At 69.8% G+C, this 18,567-nt stretch carries 18 protein-coding genes, 1 tRNA gene and 1 pseudogene; 11 read left to right on the top strand and 9 right to left on the bottom strand.

Going from position 1 to position 18,567, the window contains the following annotated elements:
- Nucleotides 1–137: 137 nt before the first annotated feature.
- The 3 genes from AB0K25_RS11580 to AB0K25_RS11590 are packed head-to-tail and all read right to left on the bottom strand — an operon-like array spanning nucleotide 138 to nucleotide 1,292.
- Nucleotides 138–599 (bottom strand): RidA family protein, encoded by a 462-nt coding sequence (locus AB0K25_RS11580; protein ID WP_208567707.1) that lies wholly within the window; start codon nucleotides 597–599, stop codon nucleotides 138–140.
- Between the two features lie 10 nt (nucleotides 600–609).
- Nucleotides 610–765 carry a DUF4177 domain-containing protein gene (locus tag AB0K25_RS11585; RefSeq protein ID WP_088643831.1) on the bottom strand — a complete coding sequence of 52 codons (156 nt, stop codon included), beginning with the start codon at nucleotides 763–765 and terminating at the stop codon, nucleotides 610–612.
- Between the two features lie 44 nt (nucleotides 766–809).
- Nucleotides 810–1,292, bottom strand: a complete 483-nt coding sequence (locus tag AB0K25_RS11590; RefSeq protein WP_219465111.1) for a hypothetical protein — start codon at nucleotides 1,290–1,292, stop codon at nucleotides 810–812.
- 327 nt (nucleotides 1,293–1,619) lie between these two features.
- Between AB0K25_RS11590 and AB0K25_RS11595 the strand changes: the two genes are divergently transcribed.
- The 3 genes from AB0K25_RS11595 to AB0K25_RS11605 are packed head-to-tail and all read left to right on the top strand — an operon-like array spanning nucleotide 1,620 to nucleotide 4,447.
- A complete protein-coding gene (locus AB0K25_RS11595; protein ID WP_219465112.1) occupies nucleotides 1,620–2,240 on the top strand; it encodes a hypothetical protein in 621 nt (206 codons plus the stop codon).
- Between the two features lie 26 nt (nucleotides 2,241–2,266).
- A complete protein-coding gene (locus AB0K25_RS11600) occupies nucleotides 2,267–3,244 on the top strand; it encodes an ArsA-related P-loop ATPase (protein ID WP_357536525.1) in 978 nt (325 codons plus the stop codon).
- 54 nt (nucleotides 3,245–3,298) lie between these two features.
- The gene (locus AB0K25_RS11605) at nucleotides 3,299–4,447 is read left to right on the top strand and encodes an ArsA-related P-loop ATPase (protein ID WP_208567703.1); all 1,149 of its coding nucleotides are present in this window, start codon (nucleotides 3,299–3,301) and stop codon (nucleotides 4,445–4,447) included.
- 6 nt (nucleotides 4,448–4,453) lie between these two features.
- Here the strand turns inward: AB0K25_RS11605 and AB0K25_RS11610 are convergent, their stop codons facing one another.
- Nucleotides 4,454–4,774 carry a WhiB family transcriptional regulator gene (locus AB0K25_RS11610; RefSeq protein WP_208567702.1) on the bottom strand — a complete coding sequence of 107 codons (321 nt, stop codon included), beginning with the start codon at nucleotides 4,772–4,774 and terminating at the stop codon, nucleotides 4,454–4,456.
- Between the two features lie 403 nt (nucleotides 4,775–5,177).
- On the opposite strand from AB0K25_RS11610, the gene AB0K25_RS11615 reads away from it, so the two are divergent.
- A complete protein-coding gene (locus AB0K25_RS11615) occupies nucleotides 5,178–7,613 on the top strand; it encodes a transglycosylase domain-containing protein (RefSeq protein WP_219465115.1) in 2,436 nt (811 codons plus the stop codon).
- Nucleotides 7,614–7,687: 74 nt separating this feature from the next.
- Here AB0K25_RS11615 and AB0K25_RS11620 read toward each other — a convergent pair whose 3' ends face one another.
- On the bottom strand, nucleotides 7,688–8,131 hold the full coding sequence (locus tag AB0K25_RS11620; RefSeq protein WP_357021463.1) for a peptidoglycan-binding domain-containing protein: 444 nt from the start codon (nucleotides 8,129–8,131) through the stop codon (nucleotides 7,688–7,690).
- A gap of 196 nt (nucleotides 8,132–8,327) precedes the next feature.
- A complete protein-coding gene (locus AB0K25_RS11625; RefSeq protein ID WP_357536527.1) occupies nucleotides 8,328–8,783 on the bottom strand; it encodes a GatB/YqeY domain-containing protein in 456 nt (151 codons plus the stop codon).
- Between the two features lie 25 nt (nucleotides 8,784–8,808).
- On the opposite strand from AB0K25_RS11625, the gene AB0K25_RS11630 reads away from it, so the two are divergent.
- Nucleotides 8,809–9,702, top strand: a complete 894-nt coding sequence (locus tag AB0K25_RS11630) for a metallophosphoesterase (protein WP_357536529.1) — start codon at nucleotides 8,809–8,811, stop codon at nucleotides 9,700–9,702.
- Between the two features lie 299 nt (nucleotides 9,703–10,001).
- Nucleotides 10,002–10,075 (top strand) — tRNA-Pro (locus tag AB0K25_RS11635).
- Between the two features lie 75 nt (nucleotides 10,076–10,150).
- On the opposite strand, the pseudogene AB0K25_RS11640 reads toward AB0K25_RS11635, so the two are convergent.
- Nucleotides 10,151–10,876, bottom strand: a pseudogene (locus tag AB0K25_RS11640) (site-specific integrase); the annotation flags it as partial.
- Between the two features lie 1,488 nt (nucleotides 10,877–12,364).
- Here AB0K25_RS11640 and AB0K25_RS11645 point away from each other — a divergent pair.
- Both AB0K25_RS11645 and AB0K25_RS11650 read left to right on the top strand, forming a co-directional pair.
- Complete coding sequence (locus AB0K25_RS11645; RefSeq protein WP_357536531.1) at nucleotides 12,365–12,922, top strand: hypothetical protein; 558 nt, start codon at nucleotides 12,365–12,367, stop codon at nucleotides 12,920–12,922.
- An 879-nt stretch (nucleotides 12,923–13,801) separates the two neighbouring features.
- Nucleotides 13,802–14,368 (top strand): NUDIX hydrolase, encoded by a 567-nt coding sequence (locus AB0K25_RS11650; protein ID WP_357536533.1) that lies wholly within the window; start codon nucleotides 13,802–13,804, stop codon nucleotides 14,366–14,368.
- Between the two features lie 3 nt (nucleotides 14,369–14,371).
- Here AB0K25_RS11650 and AB0K25_RS11655 read toward each other — a convergent pair whose 3' ends face one another.
- The gene (locus AB0K25_RS11655; protein WP_357536609.1) at nucleotides 14,372–15,787 is read right to left on the bottom strand and encodes a helix-turn-helix domain-containing protein; all 1,416 of its coding nucleotides are present in this window, start codon (nucleotides 15,785–15,787) and stop codon (nucleotides 14,372–14,374) included.
- Nucleotides 15,788–15,934: 147 nt separating this feature from the next.
- On the opposite strand from AB0K25_RS11655, the gene AB0K25_RS11660 reads away from it, so the two are divergent.
- Together AB0K25_RS11660 and AB0K25_RS11665 are read left to right on the top strand one after the other, a co-directional pair.
- The gene (locus AB0K25_RS11660; protein WP_357536535.1) at nucleotides 15,935–16,273 is read left to right on the top strand and encodes a hypothetical protein; all 339 of its coding nucleotides are present in this window, start codon (nucleotides 15,935–15,937) and stop codon (nucleotides 16,271–16,273) included.
- 3 nt (nucleotides 16,274–16,276) lie between these two features.
- Nucleotides 16,277–16,549: a hypothetical protein gene (locus tag AB0K25_RS11665; RefSeq protein WP_357536537.1), complete on the top strand. Its 273-nt coding sequence runs from the start codon at nucleotides 16,277–16,279 to the stop codon at nucleotides 16,547–16,549.
- A gap of 225 nt (nucleotides 16,550–16,774) precedes the next feature.
- Here AB0K25_RS11665 and AB0K25_RS11670 read toward each other — a convergent pair whose 3' ends face one another.
- Nucleotides 16,775–17,602: a LysR family transcriptional regulator gene (locus AB0K25_RS11670; protein WP_357536539.1), complete on the bottom strand. Its 828-nt coding sequence runs from the start codon at nucleotides 17,600–17,602 to the stop codon at nucleotides 16,775–16,777.
- Nucleotides 17,603–17,671: 69 nt separating this feature from the next.
- Between AB0K25_RS11670 and AB0K25_RS11675 the strand changes: the two genes are divergently transcribed.
- A complete protein-coding gene (locus tag AB0K25_RS11675) occupies nucleotides 17,672–18,403 on the top strand; it encodes an SDR family oxidoreductase (protein WP_357536541.1) in 732 nt (243 codons plus the stop codon).
- The last annotated feature ends 164 nt before the right edge of the window (nucleotides 18,404–18,567 follow it).

An 18,567-nucleotide genomic window follows, 5' to 3' on the forward strand; every position in this document is an offset into this window, starting at 1 on the left:
GTACGACCCCGCGCGCCACTCCCCACGATCTTGCGGAACCGGCGTACCCGGTTCGTGGCCGTTCGCGGCTTTCCGCCGGCCGACCGGCCCGGATCGTGGTGCGCGCCGGGCCGGCGGGCGGCGGTGGGGCGGTGCGGTCAGCCGACCTCGACGATCAGTTCGACCTCGACCGGGGAGTCCAGCGGCAGCTCCGCCACCCCGACGGCGGAGCGGGCGTGCCGGCCGGCCTCCCCGAAGACCGCGCCGAGCAGGTCGGAGGCCCCGTTGATCACGGCCGGCTGGCCGTGGAAGCCCGGTGCCGAGGCCACGAAGCCGGTCAGCTTCACGATCTTGACGATGTTCTCCAGGCCGACCAGCGAATCGACGGCGGCGAGGGCGTTCAGCGCGCACCGCTCGGCGAGATCCTTGGCCTGCTCGGGCGAGACACCCGCGCCGACCTGGCCGGTGGCGAGCAGCTTGCCCTCGACCACCGGCAGCTGACCGGAGACGTAGACGTGCTGGCCGGACTGCACCGCCGGGACGTAACTGGCCACCGGCGGCACCACGTCGGGCAGGGCCAGGCCCAGCTCGGCGAGCTTGGCGTGGGGTCCGTTGCTCATCGTCGGGCCCTCAGCCCTTGGGGCGCTTGAGGTACGCGACCAACTGGTCCGGGTTCGGGCCGGGGATCACGGCGACGAGTTCCCAGCCGTCCTCACCCCAGTTGTCGAGGATCTGCTTGGTCGCGTGGACCAGCAGCGGGACCGTGGCGTATTCCCACTTCTGCATCGGTGGAAGGCTCCCTTGCCTGACGTGGATGTTCCGCCGACAGCCTACGGTCCGGGTGCGGGTCGGGGCGCGGGACGCTGCTCCGGGGCGGCGGGCAGCTCGCCGCACTGCCCGGTGTGGTCGTACGGCTGGGGGCAGCGCGACCGGTCGGGCAGCAGCAGGTCGCAGAAGACCCGGTGCCGGTTGTTCTGGTCGTCGACGGTGGAGACGGTGGTCTCGCCGGCGTCCAGTTCGACCAGGAAGCCGAGCGAGGTGGCCACGGTGCCGGCCAGGGCGGTGGCCGCCGTCAGGTCGGCCACCCGGATCGGCAGGTGGATGACGTAGCCGGGCTCCTCGTCGTCCCGGCCCCGGTCACCGGGGCGGCCGAGGATCCGCAGCACCTCGGACGGTTCGGCGCAGCGCCGGTAGGACCGCTCGTTCATCGGCAGTGAACCACCCGACCCGTCCGCGTCTCCGGGCGAACCGCCCCGCCTCCCCCGGTCTCCTGGTGAGAAGTGGGCCCGGGAGATGTTCTCCGCGTCGCGCATGTACCTGCCTCCGGCCTCGTACCGTGAATGACCGCCGTCCGGACCGGGCGCCGACCCGAACCGCTCCCCCACACCCGGACGAACGTAGGACCCGGCCGGGGCGGGGGACAACGGGACGCGCGCAATCGCTCACCCAAAGTCACATATGCGACAGACGCTTGGTCTGAAAGGTGATCGCGACCCACCGCAGGTCGTGAGCAGTCCGCCACGCGCCGCCCATCGACCGTTACCCTTGCGCCTCGGACGGGCGATCAGGGGTCGCCCGCCGCGCCCGTACCCGCGTCGTCGCCAGGGGCGGCGACGGCGCCCCATCCCCCGGGGGACCACATGACCCATCCACCGTTCGGTGGCGCGAGCGGATCGCCGGGCGTGCCGACGCCACGGCAGGACCAACCCGACCCGGGCGGTACCACCGCCCCCGGCACCTCCACGCCCGGCACCTCCCCGTCCGGCGCCGCCACGCCGTCACCGGCGGGCTACCCGGCGTACCGGACACCGGCCCCCACGCGACGGCGGGGCGTGCTGGTCGCCTCGCTCGCGCTGCTCGCGGCCGTCGTGCTCTGCGGTGGTGGCGGAACGCTCGCCTACCTGACCCTGCGCGACGCCGAGGGCGGCGAGGGCGCCCGGGAGCCGACGGTGGCGGTGGACGGTTTCCTCACCGCCGTCTACCAGGACCGGGACGCCGGCAGGGCGGCCAACTTCGTCTGCGCGGAGTCGCGCGACCAACAGAAGATCAGCGCGAAGGTCGCCGAGGTGCAGAAGTACGCCACCCTCTACACCAACCCACGGTTCCGCTGGTCCAGCCCGACCGTCGACAGCCAGAACGGTGACCGGGCCACCGTCTCCACCAAGCTCACCCTGACCACCGCCGACGAGAAGATCGCCGAGCAGCCGTTGCGGTTCACGGTGGTACGGAAGACGGGTTGGTGGGTCTGCGAGGTCGGCTGACCACGTGGGGTGGATAGGCTCGACCGGTGCGAGCAGCTGAGCGGCCGGCCGACCCGGCCGGCACCGGATGGCCGTCCCGCCTGCACGTGGTGACCGGCAAGGGCGGCACGGGCAAGACGAGCGTGGCGGCGGCGCTGGCGCTCGCCCTGGCCGCCGGGGGCCGACGCACCCTGCTGGTCGAGGTGGAGGGCCGGCAGGGCATCGCCCAGCTCTTCGGCGTCGATCCCCTCCCGTACACCGAGCGGCACCTCGCCGACGCCCCGGGCGGCGGCGAGGTGCGCGCCCTGGCGGTGGACGCCGAGGAGGCGTTGCTGGAGTACCTCGACATGTTCTACAAGCTCGGCGCGGCCGGCCGGGCGCTGCGCAAGCTCGGCGCGATCGACTTCGCCACCACCATCGCCCCCGGCCTGCGTGACGTGCTGCTCACCGGCAAGGTCAAGGAGGCCACCACCCGCACCGCCGGGCAACGCCGGGTGTACGACGCGGTGGTGCTGGACGCCCCGCCGACCGGCCGGATCGGCCGCTTCCTCAACGTCACCGCCGAGACCGCCCGGCTGGCGAAGGTCGGCCCGATCAAGACCCAGAGCGAGGGGGTCTCGGCGCTGCTGCGCTCCCCGATGACCGCGGTGCACGTGGTGACGCTGTTGGAGGAGATGCCGGTCCAGGAGACGGTGGACGCGATCACCGAGCTGACCCAGCTCGGCTTCCCGGTGGGCCGGGTGATCGTCAACGCCGCCCGCCCGCCGCTGGCCACCGGCCGGGAGTTGACCCGGGCGGAGCTGAAGCGGGGGCTGGCCGCCGCCGGCTTGCCCACCGACGCGGCGACCGTGGCCGGGCTGGCCGGCGAGGCCCGGGACCAGCAGGTACGCCGGGAGCTGGAGGATTCGCTGCGGACCGACCTGGCGGAGCTGGGGCGACCGGTGACCGAGCTGCCGTTGCTGCCCGACGGGGTGGACCCGGCAGGGCTGGCGGCGTTCGCCGAGCTGCTCCGCCGGGCGGATTGACGCGCAGCTCACGTCGGCCCGGGCGCACGGACCCCACCGGCCCGATACGCTCGAATGGTGCCTTCCGAAGACGCGGCGCCCGTGCTGGACGTCGACCAGATCCTCGCCGACCCCGGCGTGCGCATCGTGGTCTGCTGTGGCGCCGGTGGGGTCGGCAAGACGACCACCGCGGCGGCGCTGGCGCTGCGGGCGGCCGAGCGGCACGGCCGGCGCACGGTGGTGCTCACCATCGACCCGGCCCGCCGGTTGGCCCAGTCGCTCGGCCTGACCGAGCTGGACAACACCCCCCGCCGGGTCAAGGGGATCGACGTCGAGGCCGGTGGCGGTGAGCTGCACGCCATGATGCTGGACATGAAGCGCACCTTCGACGACGTGGTGCTCCAGCACACCGACCCGGCGAAGGCGGCAGAGATCTTCGCCAACCCGTTCTACCAGGCCATGAGCTCCACCTTCGCCGGCACCCAGGAGTACATGGCGATGGAGAAGCTGGGCCAGCTGCACGCCCGGGGCGAGTGGGACCTGATCGTGGTGGACACCCCGCCGTCCCGCTCCGCGCTGGACTTCCTCGACGCCCCGGCCCGGCTGTCCCGCTTCCTGGACGGCCGGATGCTGCGGTTGCTGCTCGCCCCGGCGCGCAGCGGGGGCCGGAGCATGTTCAGCTTCGTCACCGCGAGCTTCGGGATGTTCTCCCGGGTCGTGCAGAAGGTGCTCGGGGCGCAACTGTTGACCGATCTCTCCGGCTTCGTCGCCGCCCTCGACTCGATGTTCGGCGGGTTCCGGCAGCGGGCCGAGCAGACCTACCGGATCCTGCAGGCAGGGGAGACGGCGTTCCTGCTGGTGGCGACACCGGAGCCGGACGCGGTCCGGGAGGCGGCCTACTTCGCCGGGCGGTTGGGTGAGGAGCGGATGCCGCTGGCCGGGCTGGTGCTCAACCGGGTGCACCGGCCGGCGGTGGCCCTGGGCGCGGTGCAGAGCCGGGCGGCGGCCGACCGGCTGGCCGACCTGGGTGGGCACGACGCCACGGTCGACGTGCTGCGCGCGCACGCCGCGCTGGCGCAGCAGGCGGTCCGCGAGGAGCAGGTCGCCCGGCGGTTCACCGAGGCGTTCCCGGCGGTGCCGACGGTGTCGGTCACGGCGCAGCCCGCCGACGTGCACGACGTCGACGGGCTCCGGACGATCGGGGCGGCGATCAGCCGTCCCTGACCGGCGTCAGCCGGCGGCGGTGACCAGGATCTTGTCCTTGCCGGTGCGGTCCTTGGCGTTCTTCTTCATCGCCGCCTCGAACATCTTGCGCCAGCTCGCCACCTGCGGGTGCCGGCGCAGCAGGGCACGGCGTTCCCGCTCGGTCATGCCACCCCACACGCCGAACTCGATGCGGTTGTCGAGCGCGTCGGCCAGGCACTCGTAGCGCACCGGGCAGCTGCGGCAGATCCGCTTGGCCACGTTCTGCTCGGCGCCCTGTACGAACAACGCGTCCGGGTCCCCGTTCTGACACGCCGCCAGCGACGGCCAGTCAGTGATCATCCCCATCTGTACACGTCCCCCCTTGCAGTACCTACCGACCTCGTGCGACCAGCCGTCGTTCCCCCGGTCGTCCGGCCCGTTCCTTCCCCCAGGGGGCACGGACGACGTGTGGCTCGGGTCGCCGCCACCATCATGCTCTGTAGTCGCATGATTACGCAACGTTGTCGGCGAAATCCAGCATTACGGACAGTCCCGGCTTACCGGGCCTTCGATCGCCGCTTACCCCGCCGGAGTACGTGAAAACGCTGCGCGGGCTCCACCGATCGGTGGAGACTCGGCGCGGGTCACACGCAACCCCACACCGGGGGTCGTGCGTTTAGCACAACGAGGTCGGCGCGCGCAGGAAATGGGGAAAGAACGCCCCGGCGCCCCTCGTTCCCTACTCGCGTACCCTGTCGAGGTGACCTGGATGCGGAAACGTGACCACAATGTCTTCACCAACGCCGCATCGCTACTGATCTGCGGCCTGCTGGCCGGTGTGGTGGTGGCGGCGGCGGCCTTCCCCGCGGTGGCGATGTCCGGCCTGGCGGCCAAGGCCGGAGCCGAGACCTTCGGGGCGTTGCCCAAGGAGCTGACGGTGGCCCGCGCGCCACAGATCAGTTACCTGCTCGCCAGCGACGGCAAGACCCCCCTGGCGACCATGTACGACGAGAACCGGCGCGACGTCAAGCTCGCGGACATCTCCCCGTACATGCAGAAGGCGATCATCGCCGCCGAGGACCACGACTTCTACAAGCACAACGGCGTGGACATCAACGGCGTGGCCCGGGCGTTCGTCAACAACCAGTCCGGCACCAACTCCCAGCAGGGCGCCTCCACCCTGACCATGCAGTACGTCCGGCTGGCCATCGCCTACTCGGCCACCCACCCGGCCGACGTGGTCGCCGCGACCGAGGACACCAGCGCCCGCAAGCTCCGCGAGATGCGGCTGGCCCTCCAGGTCGACAAGGAGTTCTCGAAGGACGAGATCCTCACCCGCTACCTGAACCTCGCCTCCTTCGGCAACGGCGCGTACGGCGTGTTCGCCGCCAGCCAGGTGTACTTCGGCAAGTCGCCCAAGAACCTCAAGATCGAGGAGGCGGCGCTGCTGGCCGGCATGGTCAAGGCGCCCACCACCAACGACCCGACCACCCGCAGCGGCTACCCGCTCGCGCTCGACCGGCGTAACTACGTCATCGACAACATGGTCAAGACGAAGGCCATCACCCAGCAGGAGGCGGACGCCGCCAAGGCGGTCAAGCTGGCGGTGAAGGACAAGCGCACCCCGAACGGCTGCGTCGCCACCAACCAGAAGGACTGGGGCTTCTTCTGCGACTACTTCTACCGCTGGTGGCTCGGGCAGGAGACCTTCGGCTCCACCACGTACGACCGGGAGCGGCGGCTCAAGAGCGGTGGCTACACCATCACCACCACGCTCGACGTGCAGGCGCAGAACGGTGCCGACCGGGCCGTCCGCAAGAACCTCGGGGTGAACAGCAAGGCCGCCCGGATGGTCGCCGCGATCGAGCCGGGCACCGGCCGGGTACGCGCACTGTCGGTGAACCGGAACTTCAAGATCGATGACCCGAAGAAGCCGCAGAACAAGTACTCCAGCGACCCCAAGAAGGCCAAGAAGAAGATCCGGGGCAACTACCCCAACACGGTGAACCCGCTGCTCAGCGGCGGCCAGGGCATCACCGGCTACCAGGCCGGCTCGACGTTCAAGATGTTCACCCTCGTGGCCGCGCTGGAGAAGGGCATCCCGCTCGCCTACCAGATCAACTCGCCGCCGGTGTTCAAGTCGGAGTACATCGTCCAGCAGAACTCCCCGGCCGCCTGCTCGGGGACGCACTTCTACTGCCCCAAGAACGCCTCGGCGAGCATGGCCGGCGTGCACAACATGTGGACGGCGTTCGGCAGCTCGGTCAACACCTACTTCGTCCCGCTGGAGCAGCAGGTCGGCGCGGAGAACGTGATCAAGGCGGCGCAGAAGCTCGGCATCACCTTCCGCAGCAGCGACGACGCCCGCCGGGCCACCAAGGAGGGCGGCGCCAACCAGTGGGGCGCCTTCACCCTGGGTGTCTCCTCGACCACCCCGCTGGAGCTGGCCAACGCCTACGCCACCCTGGCGGCCGACGGGAAGTTCTGCGAGCCGATCCCGGTGCAGCAGATCAAGGACCCGGAGGGCAACAAGCTCGACGTCGCCAACCCGCGCTGCGAGCAACGGATCAGCACCGAGGTGGCCCGGGCCGCCGTGGACGCGGCCCGCTGCCCGGTCGGTGACCGGTCGTCGGTCTCCAAGTGTGTCGGGGCGACCGCCCGCAACGTCCGGGGCATCGTCGGCAAGCCGGTGGCCGGCAAGTCCGGCACCACCGACGGTGACAAGACCTCGGCCCTGGTGGCGATGACCAAGCAGTTCGCGGTAGCCGGCATCATGGCCGACCCGGACTGGCCGCAGACCAACCAGAAGATGGGGCACGACGAGACGCCGACCGGCATCAACCCGGCGGTCTACCAGACGCTGCGCGACGCCATGAAGGGCAAGCCCGGCATCGAGTTCACCCCACCCAACGGCAAGATCATCAATGGTGACCAGCGGTCCATCCCGAACGTGAAGTGCCAGTCGGTGGACAGCGCCCGGAGCAGGCTCAAGGACGCCGGCTTCTCCGTCGTCGTCTCCGACAACAAGATCGCCTCGGACTGCCCGGCCGGCTCCGTCGCCGGCACCAGCCCCGACGGCCGCACCATCAAGGGCGGCGTGGTCACCATCGAGGTGAGCAGCGGCGGCGGCAGCACCCCCAACCAGGCCGGTAACACGCCGGGTAACACCGGCAACACACCGGGCCGTCCACCCGGCAACAACTGACGCCTCTGTCGACGCCAGTGGGCGGGCACCCGGTCGGGTGCCCGCCCACTGGCGTCGAGGCTCTCGGAGCCCGATCAGGTGTAGATGGGATCGGCGGCCTTGTCGCACCGGTTGCCCACCGAGCGCCACGTCAGGCTCAGCCGGGTCTGCGGTCCATAGACGCCGTCTGCGGTGATGCCCTCCCGCTTCTGAGCGGAGACAAGGGCGGACTTGGTCGCCGGGCCGAAATCGTTGTCCACGGTGATGCCGGCGCCATAGCAGTATTTCAACGCCCGTTGCAGGGCACCGACAGCGCTGCTGTTGGCGCCCTGCGCCATTCCACAGCTCGTGCTCGACGCGGTGCTGCCGGTCGACGGCATGGCGATGGGATCGACCGTGCTGTAGGCACTGCTAGCCACGTTGACCGTGCGGGAACACGTGGCCTGGATGGAGATGTCAGCGGACGCCGCCGACGGCACGACGACAACGGCACCCATACACGTCGAAATGAATAGGGAAGCAACAGCCAACGGCTTCATAGTCACCTCAAGTGGTCGAGGCAACGAGGGTCATGTCCTCAAACCGGTGTCGAACACGCCCCCGTTGCATGTCAAGCCGGCCAAACGAGCCTTCCACGAATCAGCCGTCACCGCAACAGCCAATTGCAGGCACTCTCGGTAATCAAAATTGAATTGACAAACCGGTGACCGGGGAAACGACCAGAGTTGATATGGGTCAGAGGCCGAGCTGTCGGCGTACCTCGGCGGCGACGCGACCACCCTCGGCCCGGCCGGCCACCGCGGCCTGCGCCGCCTTCATCGCCGGGCCCATCTGGGACTTCTCGGTGAAGCCGCCCGCGGCCAGCGCCCCCGCGACCAGCTCCGCCAACTCCTGCTCGGCGAGCTGCTTGGGCAGGTAGCGGTCCAGCACCGCGCCCTCGGCGGTCTCCTTGTCGGCCTGCTCGGCGCGGCCGGCGTCGGCGAACGCGGCAGCCGCCTCCCGGCGCTTCTTCGCCTCCTTGGTCAGCACCGCGAGCACCTCGTCGTCGGAGAGCTCGCGCTTGGCCTTGCCGGCGACCTCGGCGTTGCCGACGGCGGCCAGCGCCATCCGCAACGTGGAGGTGGTCAGCTCGTCGCGCGCCTTGAGGGCGGCGCGCATGTCTGCGGTCAGGCGGTCCTTCAGCGTGCTCATGGACGGTCAAACTACCCTGGTCGGCATGCGAAAGCGCACACTATTCGGCCTCGCCGCCGGGACCGTCGCCGCCGGGGCGGCCACCCTGGCGTACGCGTCCCTCGTCGAACGCAACATGTTCACCCTGCGCCGGTACGACGTGCCGGTGCTCCCGGCCGACGCCGAGCCACTGCGCGTGCTGCACCTGTCGGACCTGCACATGATGCCCGACCAGCGACGCAAGCAGCAGTGGGTGGCGTCGCTGGCCGCCCTCGACCCGGACCTGGTGGTGGTCACCGGGGACAACATGGCCCACCCCGACGCGGTACCCGGGGTGCTGCGCGCCCTGCAACCACTGCTCGACTACCCCGGCGCGTTCGTCTTCGGCTCCAACGACTACACCGGGCCGGTCTGGAAGAACCCGTTCACCTACTTCCTGCCCAACCGGGAGTACACCGAGGGTGCCGCCCTGCCGTACCAGGAACTGCGGGACGTCCTCACCGGGGCCGGCTGGGCGGACCTCAACAACGCGCGTACCTCGGTCAAGGCCGGTGGCCGCCTCGTCGAGCTGGTCGGCGTGGACGACCCGCACATCGGGCAGGACGACTACCCGGCCGTCGCCGGCCCGGTCACCCCCGCCGCCGACCTGTCCATCGCGCTCGCCCACGCCCCGGAACCGGCCCTACTCGACCAGATGGCCGCCGACGGCTTCGGGCTGCTGCTGGCCGGGCACACCCACGGCGGTCAGGTCTGCGTACCCGGCTACGGCGCGCTGGTCACCAACTGCGGCCTGCCCAGGGCGATGGCGAAGGGCCTGCACCGCTGGCCCGGCTCCGACTCCTGGCTGCACGTGTCGGCGGGCCTCGGCACCCACCCCACCGCCCCGGTCCGCTTCGCCTGCCCGCCCGAGGCCAGCATCCTCACCCTCACCCCCCGCTGATCCACCCGCACACCGCTCTGCTGCCCACGCTCCGCTGCTGCCCCGCTCTGCTGCCCACCCCGCTGGCCTCGCCCCATCCCCCGTTCCATGATCAGATTGCGAAAATGGAGACGACACGCCGTCAAACTTGCGCAAAAACGCAATCTGATCATGGAGGCGGCAGACGGCGAGCCGGTCGACGGCGGGGTGGAGCCGGGCAGCGGAGGATCATCGGGTCCCCCTGGCCACCGAGCGACCGGGGCCGGGGGGTACCGAGTTTGCTCGGCGGAGCGGGTGGGCTACTATTTCACCGCACGCCTCGGGGTGTGGCGCAGCTTGGTAGCGCGCTTCGTTCGGGACGAAGAGGTCGTCGGTTCGAATCCGGCCACCCCGACAGAGGTAAGAGGGCACATCCGATCCATGGATGTGCCCTCTAGTGCTTCTGTACAGCAGCGAAGTACAGCAGCGGTCACCGCAGACTCTCGCCGAGGCGTTTGAGGGCGTCGCGGGTGGCGTCCGAGGACGCCTGCGAATAGATCTCCATCGTCACCGACACCTCGGCGTGCCGGAGCACCTGCATGATGACGCGCGGGTGCACGTCCAGGTCGACGAGCAGGGTCGCACAGGTACGCCGGGCATCATGCACGGTGATCTTCCGAACTCCGGCGCGGGCGCAGCGGGCGTCCCAGGAGCGGTTGACGTTGCGCGGCTCGACGGGCGTTCCGTAGCGGGTGGTGAACAGCAGCGGCGAGCCCTGCCAGGCGATCCCCGCCTCGTCGCGGTCGGCCTTCCTCGCCTGCTGGCGGAGGTCGAGTGCCGCCGCGCAGATGTCCGGCAGCGGGAGGGTGGCGTCCGAGGTCTGCGTCTTGGTCTCCCGGTGCAGCAGTTGGCCGCCGACCCGCTGCAACTGCCAGCCGATCGACAGCTCGCCCACCGCCAGGTCGACGGCGTCCCCGGTGAGGCCGAGCACCTCACCCTTGCGCAGGCCGAGCACCAGGATCAGCACGTACGCGGCGTACAGCGGATCGCGGTCGGCCCGCGCGGACTCCAGGAACCGACGCGCCTCGTCGCTGGTCCACGCCCGGCCCCGACGGCGACGGACCGGTGGGAGCTTGACCAGGGCGGCGGCGTTGCGGGTGACCAACTCCTCGGTGGCGGCGTGGTTGAGCGCCGAGAGCAGCACGGCGGCCCCAACGGTTCGCTGAGTCTGACGGATGCCCGGCGTGCCTACGCCGAACGGCCGGTCAGCCTGGCAGATGCGCGGCGTGCCTATGCCAGACGACAAGCCCGTTGGGAGGAGCGCAGACGCCGATCGGCGACCCGAGACGACTTGACGTGATTGGATCGCACGCCGATCGCTTCGGCGCTCTCGCGGAGTGTCACCCAGGTCCTGATACCGATCTGTCACGGAGGTCCTGGGACCGGACAGCCGGCTGCCGGCCGGTGTGGGAGGACTTTCTGTACGTCTATCAAGGCGGCCCTGAGCGGGCCGCACGCGCCGCCGCCTGGGCGCGCGTCCGTCGCTCCGCTGGCGCTCCGACTCCGGCCACGCAACACGCCCGGCGGCTGGCGCGGAGGGCGGGTAGCCCGGTGGACCGCCGGATGACGACAGGTCGCTTCCCGGTGGGTGGTAGGCCGGCAGCCGGCCTGCCGCGCGGCGAGCACCGCGTGGTGTAGGGGAGCGGACGCCGGTTCCGTCGGCGGGTGCCGGGACGGGTGCGGGGTTGCGGTTACTGCGCCTCCGGCGGGGGCGCTCCGGCTCCAGGATGGCCGGGGGCCGTCGGCGGCTTGCGGTCCGTGGGTGGTTGCGGTAGATCATCCCGCCTGCCATCGACCCGGGCGAGCCGAGCAGACCACCGCCCGACCCGCCAGCGTCCGTACGAGCCGTCAAGGCCGTCTTGACGTGGCGGGCCGGGCGGCGGCCCGCTCCCCAGGAGGGCGGGTCGAGGGCAGACGGGATGGCGTCAACCAGCGCTAGTGGTCTAGCCACCTTGCAAGAGCCGCGATCGCCACGACCACGCGGGCGACAAATGTTACGGCCTTGATGACGCTCTTCAGCTCATCACGCAGCTGTCGTCGCCGGGAGCGTTGCACGACGTGTTTCTGCTGATCATCGCTCTGCCTTACCATGCGGTTGTTCCCCTTCTAGGTCTCTCACCAGGCACTACTTGGGGCGCTGGGGTGGATGGTCCGGGCAGACCATCCACCCCCTCTTCTGTTCTGGAGGCCCCGGGCGCTCGCACGCGGCTCACCCGCCTTCATGCTTAAGTTCGATGATCCGCAAGGCATAACTGCAGGTCAAGCAGGGTCAATTGGCCCTAGCTGCGGGGGAACAACCGGAGTTGCACCCGGTACTGCACCCCAAATGAAGCGGGGATACTCAGAGGTGGTGCCAGGGGTACCCGACCTTTGCGCCAGGAAGTTATAAGGTAGGAATAGCTAGTACCCCCAGCACACCCTGCACCCCTGCTACCACTGGTCTCTCCTTCACGAAGGCATGGCAGTGTCCACACCGTCGACGAATGCGCCTACCCCCGAAGGCCGCCGGCTACTCAAGAGGGCGATCGAGAGATCGCAGAGGCGGCAGGTCCAATTCCCGCCTGAGTTCCTGCGTGACGACAGCCTGAGTTCGGTTCCACCCCTGGCCCAGATGCTGCAAGGCGGCCGCGGCGGAGAGGTCAGGTTGAAGCTCTACCTGACAATGACGATGCTGGCCGTGGGGGCACCCCATGACATCAAGAACGTGCCCGCCCGCCGGTGGGCTGAGATGCTTGCCTTGCCCGACCCGGTGGGTAACGGCGCTCGCCGCGTTGCCGATGCCCACAGTTGGCTCGAAGAGGCGGCCCTGATCAAGCTGGATCGCCGGCCTGGGGTGCCACCGCACGTCACACTCCGCAGCCCTTCAGGAAACGGTAAACCGTACGGGTGGCGGGGGCGGTGGTGGATCAACATGCCGATTGGCTTTTGGGAAAACGAGTGGGTCTATCGGCTACCTGCGATCGCGGTAGCTTTCTTGCTCGTATTTCGAGACATGCGAAGCAACAGAGTGGAGGCGAATCCGCCATGGCTGACCAGTCATCAGAAGGAGAGGTACGGTTTCTCTGAAGACAGCTGGACCAGGGCGCGCGCCGAACTCGAAGCCCATTCCCTGCTAACTGTTCGTCGTACCCCGCAGGGCAGGGACTTCGATTTCACCCGCCTCCGGAATACCTACTGGGTTCACACTGATAAGCTTGGCTAGATAGTCTTGCGCCGGGGTAAGGAAAAACCTTTACTTACCCCGGAACCTCTTCATTCCTTGTACACGTCCGCCGGCTCGTCTGATCGCGGTTCAAGAGTGTCAAGCTCAATGAGTCCAAGGACGGCGGGAGGGGCTCAGGGTTCAAACCCCACCGTGACTGAGTGAGGCCCGTTGAACTGCCGTAGCGGCGGTGGCGCAAGCCCGGGCGCTGCCGGGAGACTGGTCGGATGGACGATCCCTTCGCCGCAGCTTCCCCGGACCTACCGGCCTCCAGATGGGCAGGAATCGACAATGGCGCTGAGGTGCTTGCCGTGACTCGTCATCCTGTCTACGGCGCGACCTACCAGTGCCGCCCGTGGATGACGATCTACCCGTGGACGGCGCAAGTTCGCGATGCGGTTGTGGTGTTCTGCGGTCCCGAAACCACCGCGTGCTTAATCGGCAGGCACGCGTGTTGCAGCTACGCCGCAACGGCGCGCAGGTCAGGCGCGTCGGCGCCGGCTGGGGCTGCGAGGATGAGCGGTTCAATGACCAGCCTGAGTTCGAGCTGATACTCGACCGACCCTGGCGGTTTGAAATCGGGGAATCGGCCGCGTTCCACGTCGGCCGAGAACGTCAAGGAAGAGTAAGTTCAGGCAAGAGCCGGAGGCAGCAATGAAGCAGTAAGCCTTTGATCCAGGTGGGCACGAGGCAGCAGAGGACGCCTAGCGTCAGCTGCTCGCGCAGCGGTCGGCAACGATTGGCACGAGCCGACAAGGAGTGTCCGGCTCCCCCGGGGGCCGATGTGGGGTGCTCGTCGGCTGGGCGGCGGCCCGAGCAGTGCGCCCAAGAGCCGTTGCCTGCGGCGCGTGGTGAGGGTTCGGCGCGGATACTGGCGGGATGGTTGAGGAGGAGGCGACGGAGTTGACCCGGTGGACCATCCACGGCGAGCGGGTCGTGGACGACACCCGCCGAGCGCGCCTGAGCATCGCCGAGGTGGAGCTGCCCGACGGGGTTCGGTTCGAGCAGTACGTGATCCGTGCTCCCCGGTCAGCCATGGTCGCCGTACTCGACGACCGGGAGCGCCTGTTGCTGATGCGGCGGCACCGGTTCGTGTTCGACCGGTGGGTGTGGGAGTTGCCCGGTGGCTACGTCGACGACCAGGAGCAGCCGGCGCAGTGCGCCGTGCGGGAGGTCGAGGAAGAAACCGGCTGGCGACCCCAGGCGGTGGAGCCGTTGCTGTCCTTCCAACCGTGGGTCGGCACCGCCGACGCCGAGAACCTGCTCTTCCTCGCCCGGCACGCCGAGCACATCGGCACGCCCGTGGACGTGAACGAGGCCGAGCAGGTCGCCTGGATTCCGCTCGAAGAGGCGTACGAGCTGGTGTCCCGGGGTGAGATCGTCGGTGCCGGCACGGTTATCGCGGTGCTGGAGCTGGTGGCGCGCAGGGCCCGGGGAGAGCTGTGACGGTCAGCGTCGAGGGCCGAGGGTGGCGTCAACGCGGCCGGTGAAGTGCCGGACGGCCGGTAGCCGCCGGTGTGGGGCGAGCTGCGCTTGCAGGTCGCGGACATAGCGAACGGCCCTGGCCGAACGGAGCTGGTTAGTCAGAGTGAGGGCTTCCGCGCCGATGACACAGGCCCGGTCGGGTTCACCCTGCTGGGCGTGGACGCTGGCGAGCAGGGCGAGGTTGAACGCTCTGCCGCGAACGTACCGGTTGTCCATCCGTAGGGATCGGGCGGCGAAGCGTTCGGCGTGGGTGTTGCGGCCGAGGGCGTGGAAGCAGTGGCCGAACTTGGCCGATAGGTACGCCTCGTCGAAGTAGCTGAGCCATTGCGGGTCGCTACTGCGGTCGGCCCGGTCAAGGGCCTGTTCCGCCTGATGCAGGGCGGCAGCGCAGGCCCGTTCGTCGTTGGCCTTGGCCAGGGCGTGGGCTTCCATGACGTGGGCTTCGGCGGTCAGGACGGGGACCCCAGCGCGGCGAGCGGTTTGACCGGCGGCACGGGCGAGATCGAGGCCGGTGGCGGTGTGGCCGAGGTAGGTGGCCTGGTGGCTCATCGCGGCGAGGATCTCCGCGCCGAGGCCGTCGTCTCCGGCGGCATGGGCGAAGTCCAGGGCGAGGGTCAGGTACCGCTGGGCGATGCCGTGCTCAGCCGTGTCGTACGCCTGCCACCCGGCGAGTTGGGCCAGTTCGGCGGCGGCACTGAGCAGCCGTTGACCGGTGGCGTGGTCGTACCGGCCGTCGGTGAGCAGCGGGGTCACCTCCTGGTGGAGGTATCGGGCGACGGTGTCGCGGGCGTGCCCGCCGCCGTACTGGTTGTCCAACTGCCGGTAGGTCGCCGTCATCGCCCGGATGGTGTCAATCTCGGGTTGACCGACCGCGCTGCGTCCGGGTTGGGTGACCGGGGCCGGGTCGGGGGCGGTGAACCAGCGCAACGCCGGCAGGGTGTAGCCGGCGGAGCTGAAGGCCACCTGCCGGAGTACGTCTCGACGGTTCACGTCACCTCGCCAAAGCTCTGCGGCACTGCTTACGTCGTCGCGCCAGGTCCGCTGCAAAGGCGGCCCGTCAGGAACGCGCCGACTGGGGGCGGCGGCCGGTGGTGCGGCCTGTCGGGGTGCCAGGCCCATCGTGGTCCGCGCCTGGTCGGGCATCCGGCATCCGTCGGCGATCCGTTCCAGGACGTCAATGGAGGTGACCTTGCGTCCGGCCATGATCCGGCTGACGTAGCCCTGTTCCAGCCCGACAGCGGCCCCGATCCGGCTCTGACTCGCCCCGGTGAGACTCGTGATCCAGCGGAACAGCCCGCCGATGTCGCGGGCGGCCAGGACGGCCAGCACCTCGCCGTGCGACCACGCATCCTCCGGTATTCGCAGCGGATCGAGCAGCACGGCAGCTCCCAGCGTCGCGTTCCGACTACTCAAGGTGTGCAGAGCGAAAGCCTAGGGCGACCATTCACGCCGGTCGAGCCGCCCCATGTCACCGTGACATGACCGCTGGCCATGGAACCGCCCAGCGCCGGACGCGATGGTCGGCGCATGTCCTTCGATATCGACAACCCGCCCGTGGAACCACCCGCAGACTGCCGGCACCGCCTACTGTGGCGACTGGCCCGCGCCCTCTGGGAAACCCACCGACCCGACAGCACCAGCTTCTGCATGGCCACCGGCACCTGGCACCCGAACCAACGCGAACCCTGCCAACCGGCCAGACTCGCCCAGGAGGGGATGCGCACAGCCTGCGGCGAATCCACCCCGACCTCACCACCCTGGCTCACCGTCACCCGTGAACGCCTGGCCACCGGCGAGATCGACCCCATGGACGCCGTCGCCGAAGCCCTCTGGCACCGCCGCCACACCCCCAGGGCGGGGCGGTGACCGATGGGAGCCCTCTACACCTCGGCAGCCTTCCAGGAGTACGCCAAAGCCCAGGTGGCCTACGCGGACATCCTGCTGACCAAACACGCCGAGTCGACCCTGAACCTGTGCCGCTGCGGCCGACTCCACCCCTGCGACGAACACCAACACTGGCTGGAGATGCGAACCCACTTCCGACAGTTCCTCGTCGACGAGCAGTACAGCAACGAAGTACAGCAGCCCCACCCACCGAACCCGACCCAGCGCAACCCCAGCAGGCCGGATGACCTCGGATGACACCCGATCCGACCGGCTCGCCGCCAGTTCGGGACGAAGAGGTCGTCGGTTCCGGCCACCCCGACAGAGGTAAGAGGGCACATCCAATCGGTGGATGTGCCCTCTGGTGCTTCTGTACAGCAGTGACGTACAAGCGGGTCCGGGCGGCTGCGCGGGGTCGACGTGGTGCTGGACGCGGTCGGCAGGCAAGGGCTGCGCGTGTGTTGCTGCGGCGGCGAGCCGGTGTCAGCCGGCAACCGCCGCGCGGACGAAGGCGGCGACCTCGCGCGACGTGCTGGTCTGCGACCAGGCGAGGACCAGGGTGGCCGGGTCGGCGTCCAGGACGGGGCGGCTGATCAGGCCCGGGGGCAGGTACTCGCCTACCGATTCCGGGACGACCGCGATCAGGCGGCCGAGCTGGATCAGGTGCAGCAGCTGGTTGCTGTCGGCGACCGGGTGGCCGGTGACGCCGGGTCGGGCTTCGGGCCAGCGGGGCATCGGCTCGCCGTGCAGGTCGGCCATCGTCACGGTGGCGCGTTCGGCGAGCCGGTGGCCCTCGGGCAGCAGCACGACTTGGCCCTCTGTGTGCAGGTCGTCGCTGTCCAGGCCGGTCAGGTCGTTCTGCGGCCGGTGCAGCAGGGCGAGGTCGGCGCGGCCGTCGCGGACCATGGCGGCGCGTTCGCCGACCCGGAAGGCGAGGTCGACCGGAACGGCGCCGGGAGATGCCGCGTAGCGGTCGAGGATGGTGCGCAGCAGTCCGGCGTCGCCGCCGGGCTTGAGGGCCAGGGTGAGGTGCGGGGTGGTTCGGGCGGCTTTTCGGGTACGCCGGATCGCCGTCTCGACCGCGTCGAGCGCGCCGCGGGCCTCGGTGAGCAGCACCTCGCCGGGCGGGGTGAGGTGGACCGCGCGGCTGGTGCGTTCCAGCAGCGTGACGCCCATCCGGCGTTCGAGCAGGCGGATCGCTCGGGACAGGGGTGGCTGGGCGATGCCGAGGCGCTGTGCGGCGCGGCCGAAGTGGAGTTCCTCGGCGACCGCGACGAAGTAACGCAGTTCGCGCGTCTCGACGTCATCCATACCGCCAAGGTATCGCCACGGACCGGTTCGGTCCTGGTCCGCAGGCGCTGCCGGTGATGGGCTCGGGGCATGAGTGGAGCACGCATCGCGCTGGTGACCGGGGCGAACAAGGGGATCGGGCGGGCCGTCGCGGAAGGCCTCGCCGAGTTGGGGATCACGGTGCTGGTCGGTGCCCGGGACCCGGAGCGGGGAGCTGAGGCGGCGGCGAGGATCGAGGGCGCGTCGGCGATCCGGCTGGACGTGACCGATCCGGCCGGGGTCGCCGCTGCCGCCGAGGAGATCGGGGCCCGGTTCGGCCGGCTGGACATCCTGGTCAACAACGCGGGGATCGGCGGTGACCTGGCGGCGCAGGCACCGGGGGCGGCCCGGCTGGACGGCATCCGGGAGGTGTTCGAGACGAACCTGTTCGGGGTGGTGACGGTGACCGAGGCGATGCTGCCGCTGCTGCGCCGCTCGGCCGGGGCACGGATCGTGAACGTGTCCAGTGGCACGTCGTCGATGGCGTGGATGACCGACGCGACCCATTATTTGAGCCGGATGCCGGCGTCGCTGGGTTATCCGGTGTCCAAGGCGGCGCTGAACATGCTGACCGTGCAGTATGCGAAGGCGCTGGCCGGGGACGGGATCCTGGTGAACGCGATCGCGCCGGGCGCGTGTGACACGGATTTCGCCAAGGGTTTGCCCTTCCAGCTGTCCCGGACGCCGGCCGAGGGCGCGGCGGTGGTGGTGCGGCTGGCCACGTTGGGGCGGGAGTGCCCCAGCGGCGGGTTCTTCGACGACGGCGGGAAGGTGCCGTGGTGAGACGGCTCGACCGGGGCGGGGCACCGATCACCCACGAACCAGTATGACTGTCAGGCATGAATATGCCTGGGGGGCATGGAGCCCTCACCCGAAGACCGTCCCTCCGGGTCGACCACGACGCGCCCGCGTGGGGCGGGGAGTAGGAGGCGAGCGCGACGGTCCTA

It is taken from the genome of Micromonospora sp. NPDC049257, from assembly GCF_040678915.1.
Taxonomy (GTDB): Bacteria; Actinomycetota; Actinomycetes; order Mycobacteriales; family Micromonosporaceae; genus Micromonospora; species Micromonospora antibiotica.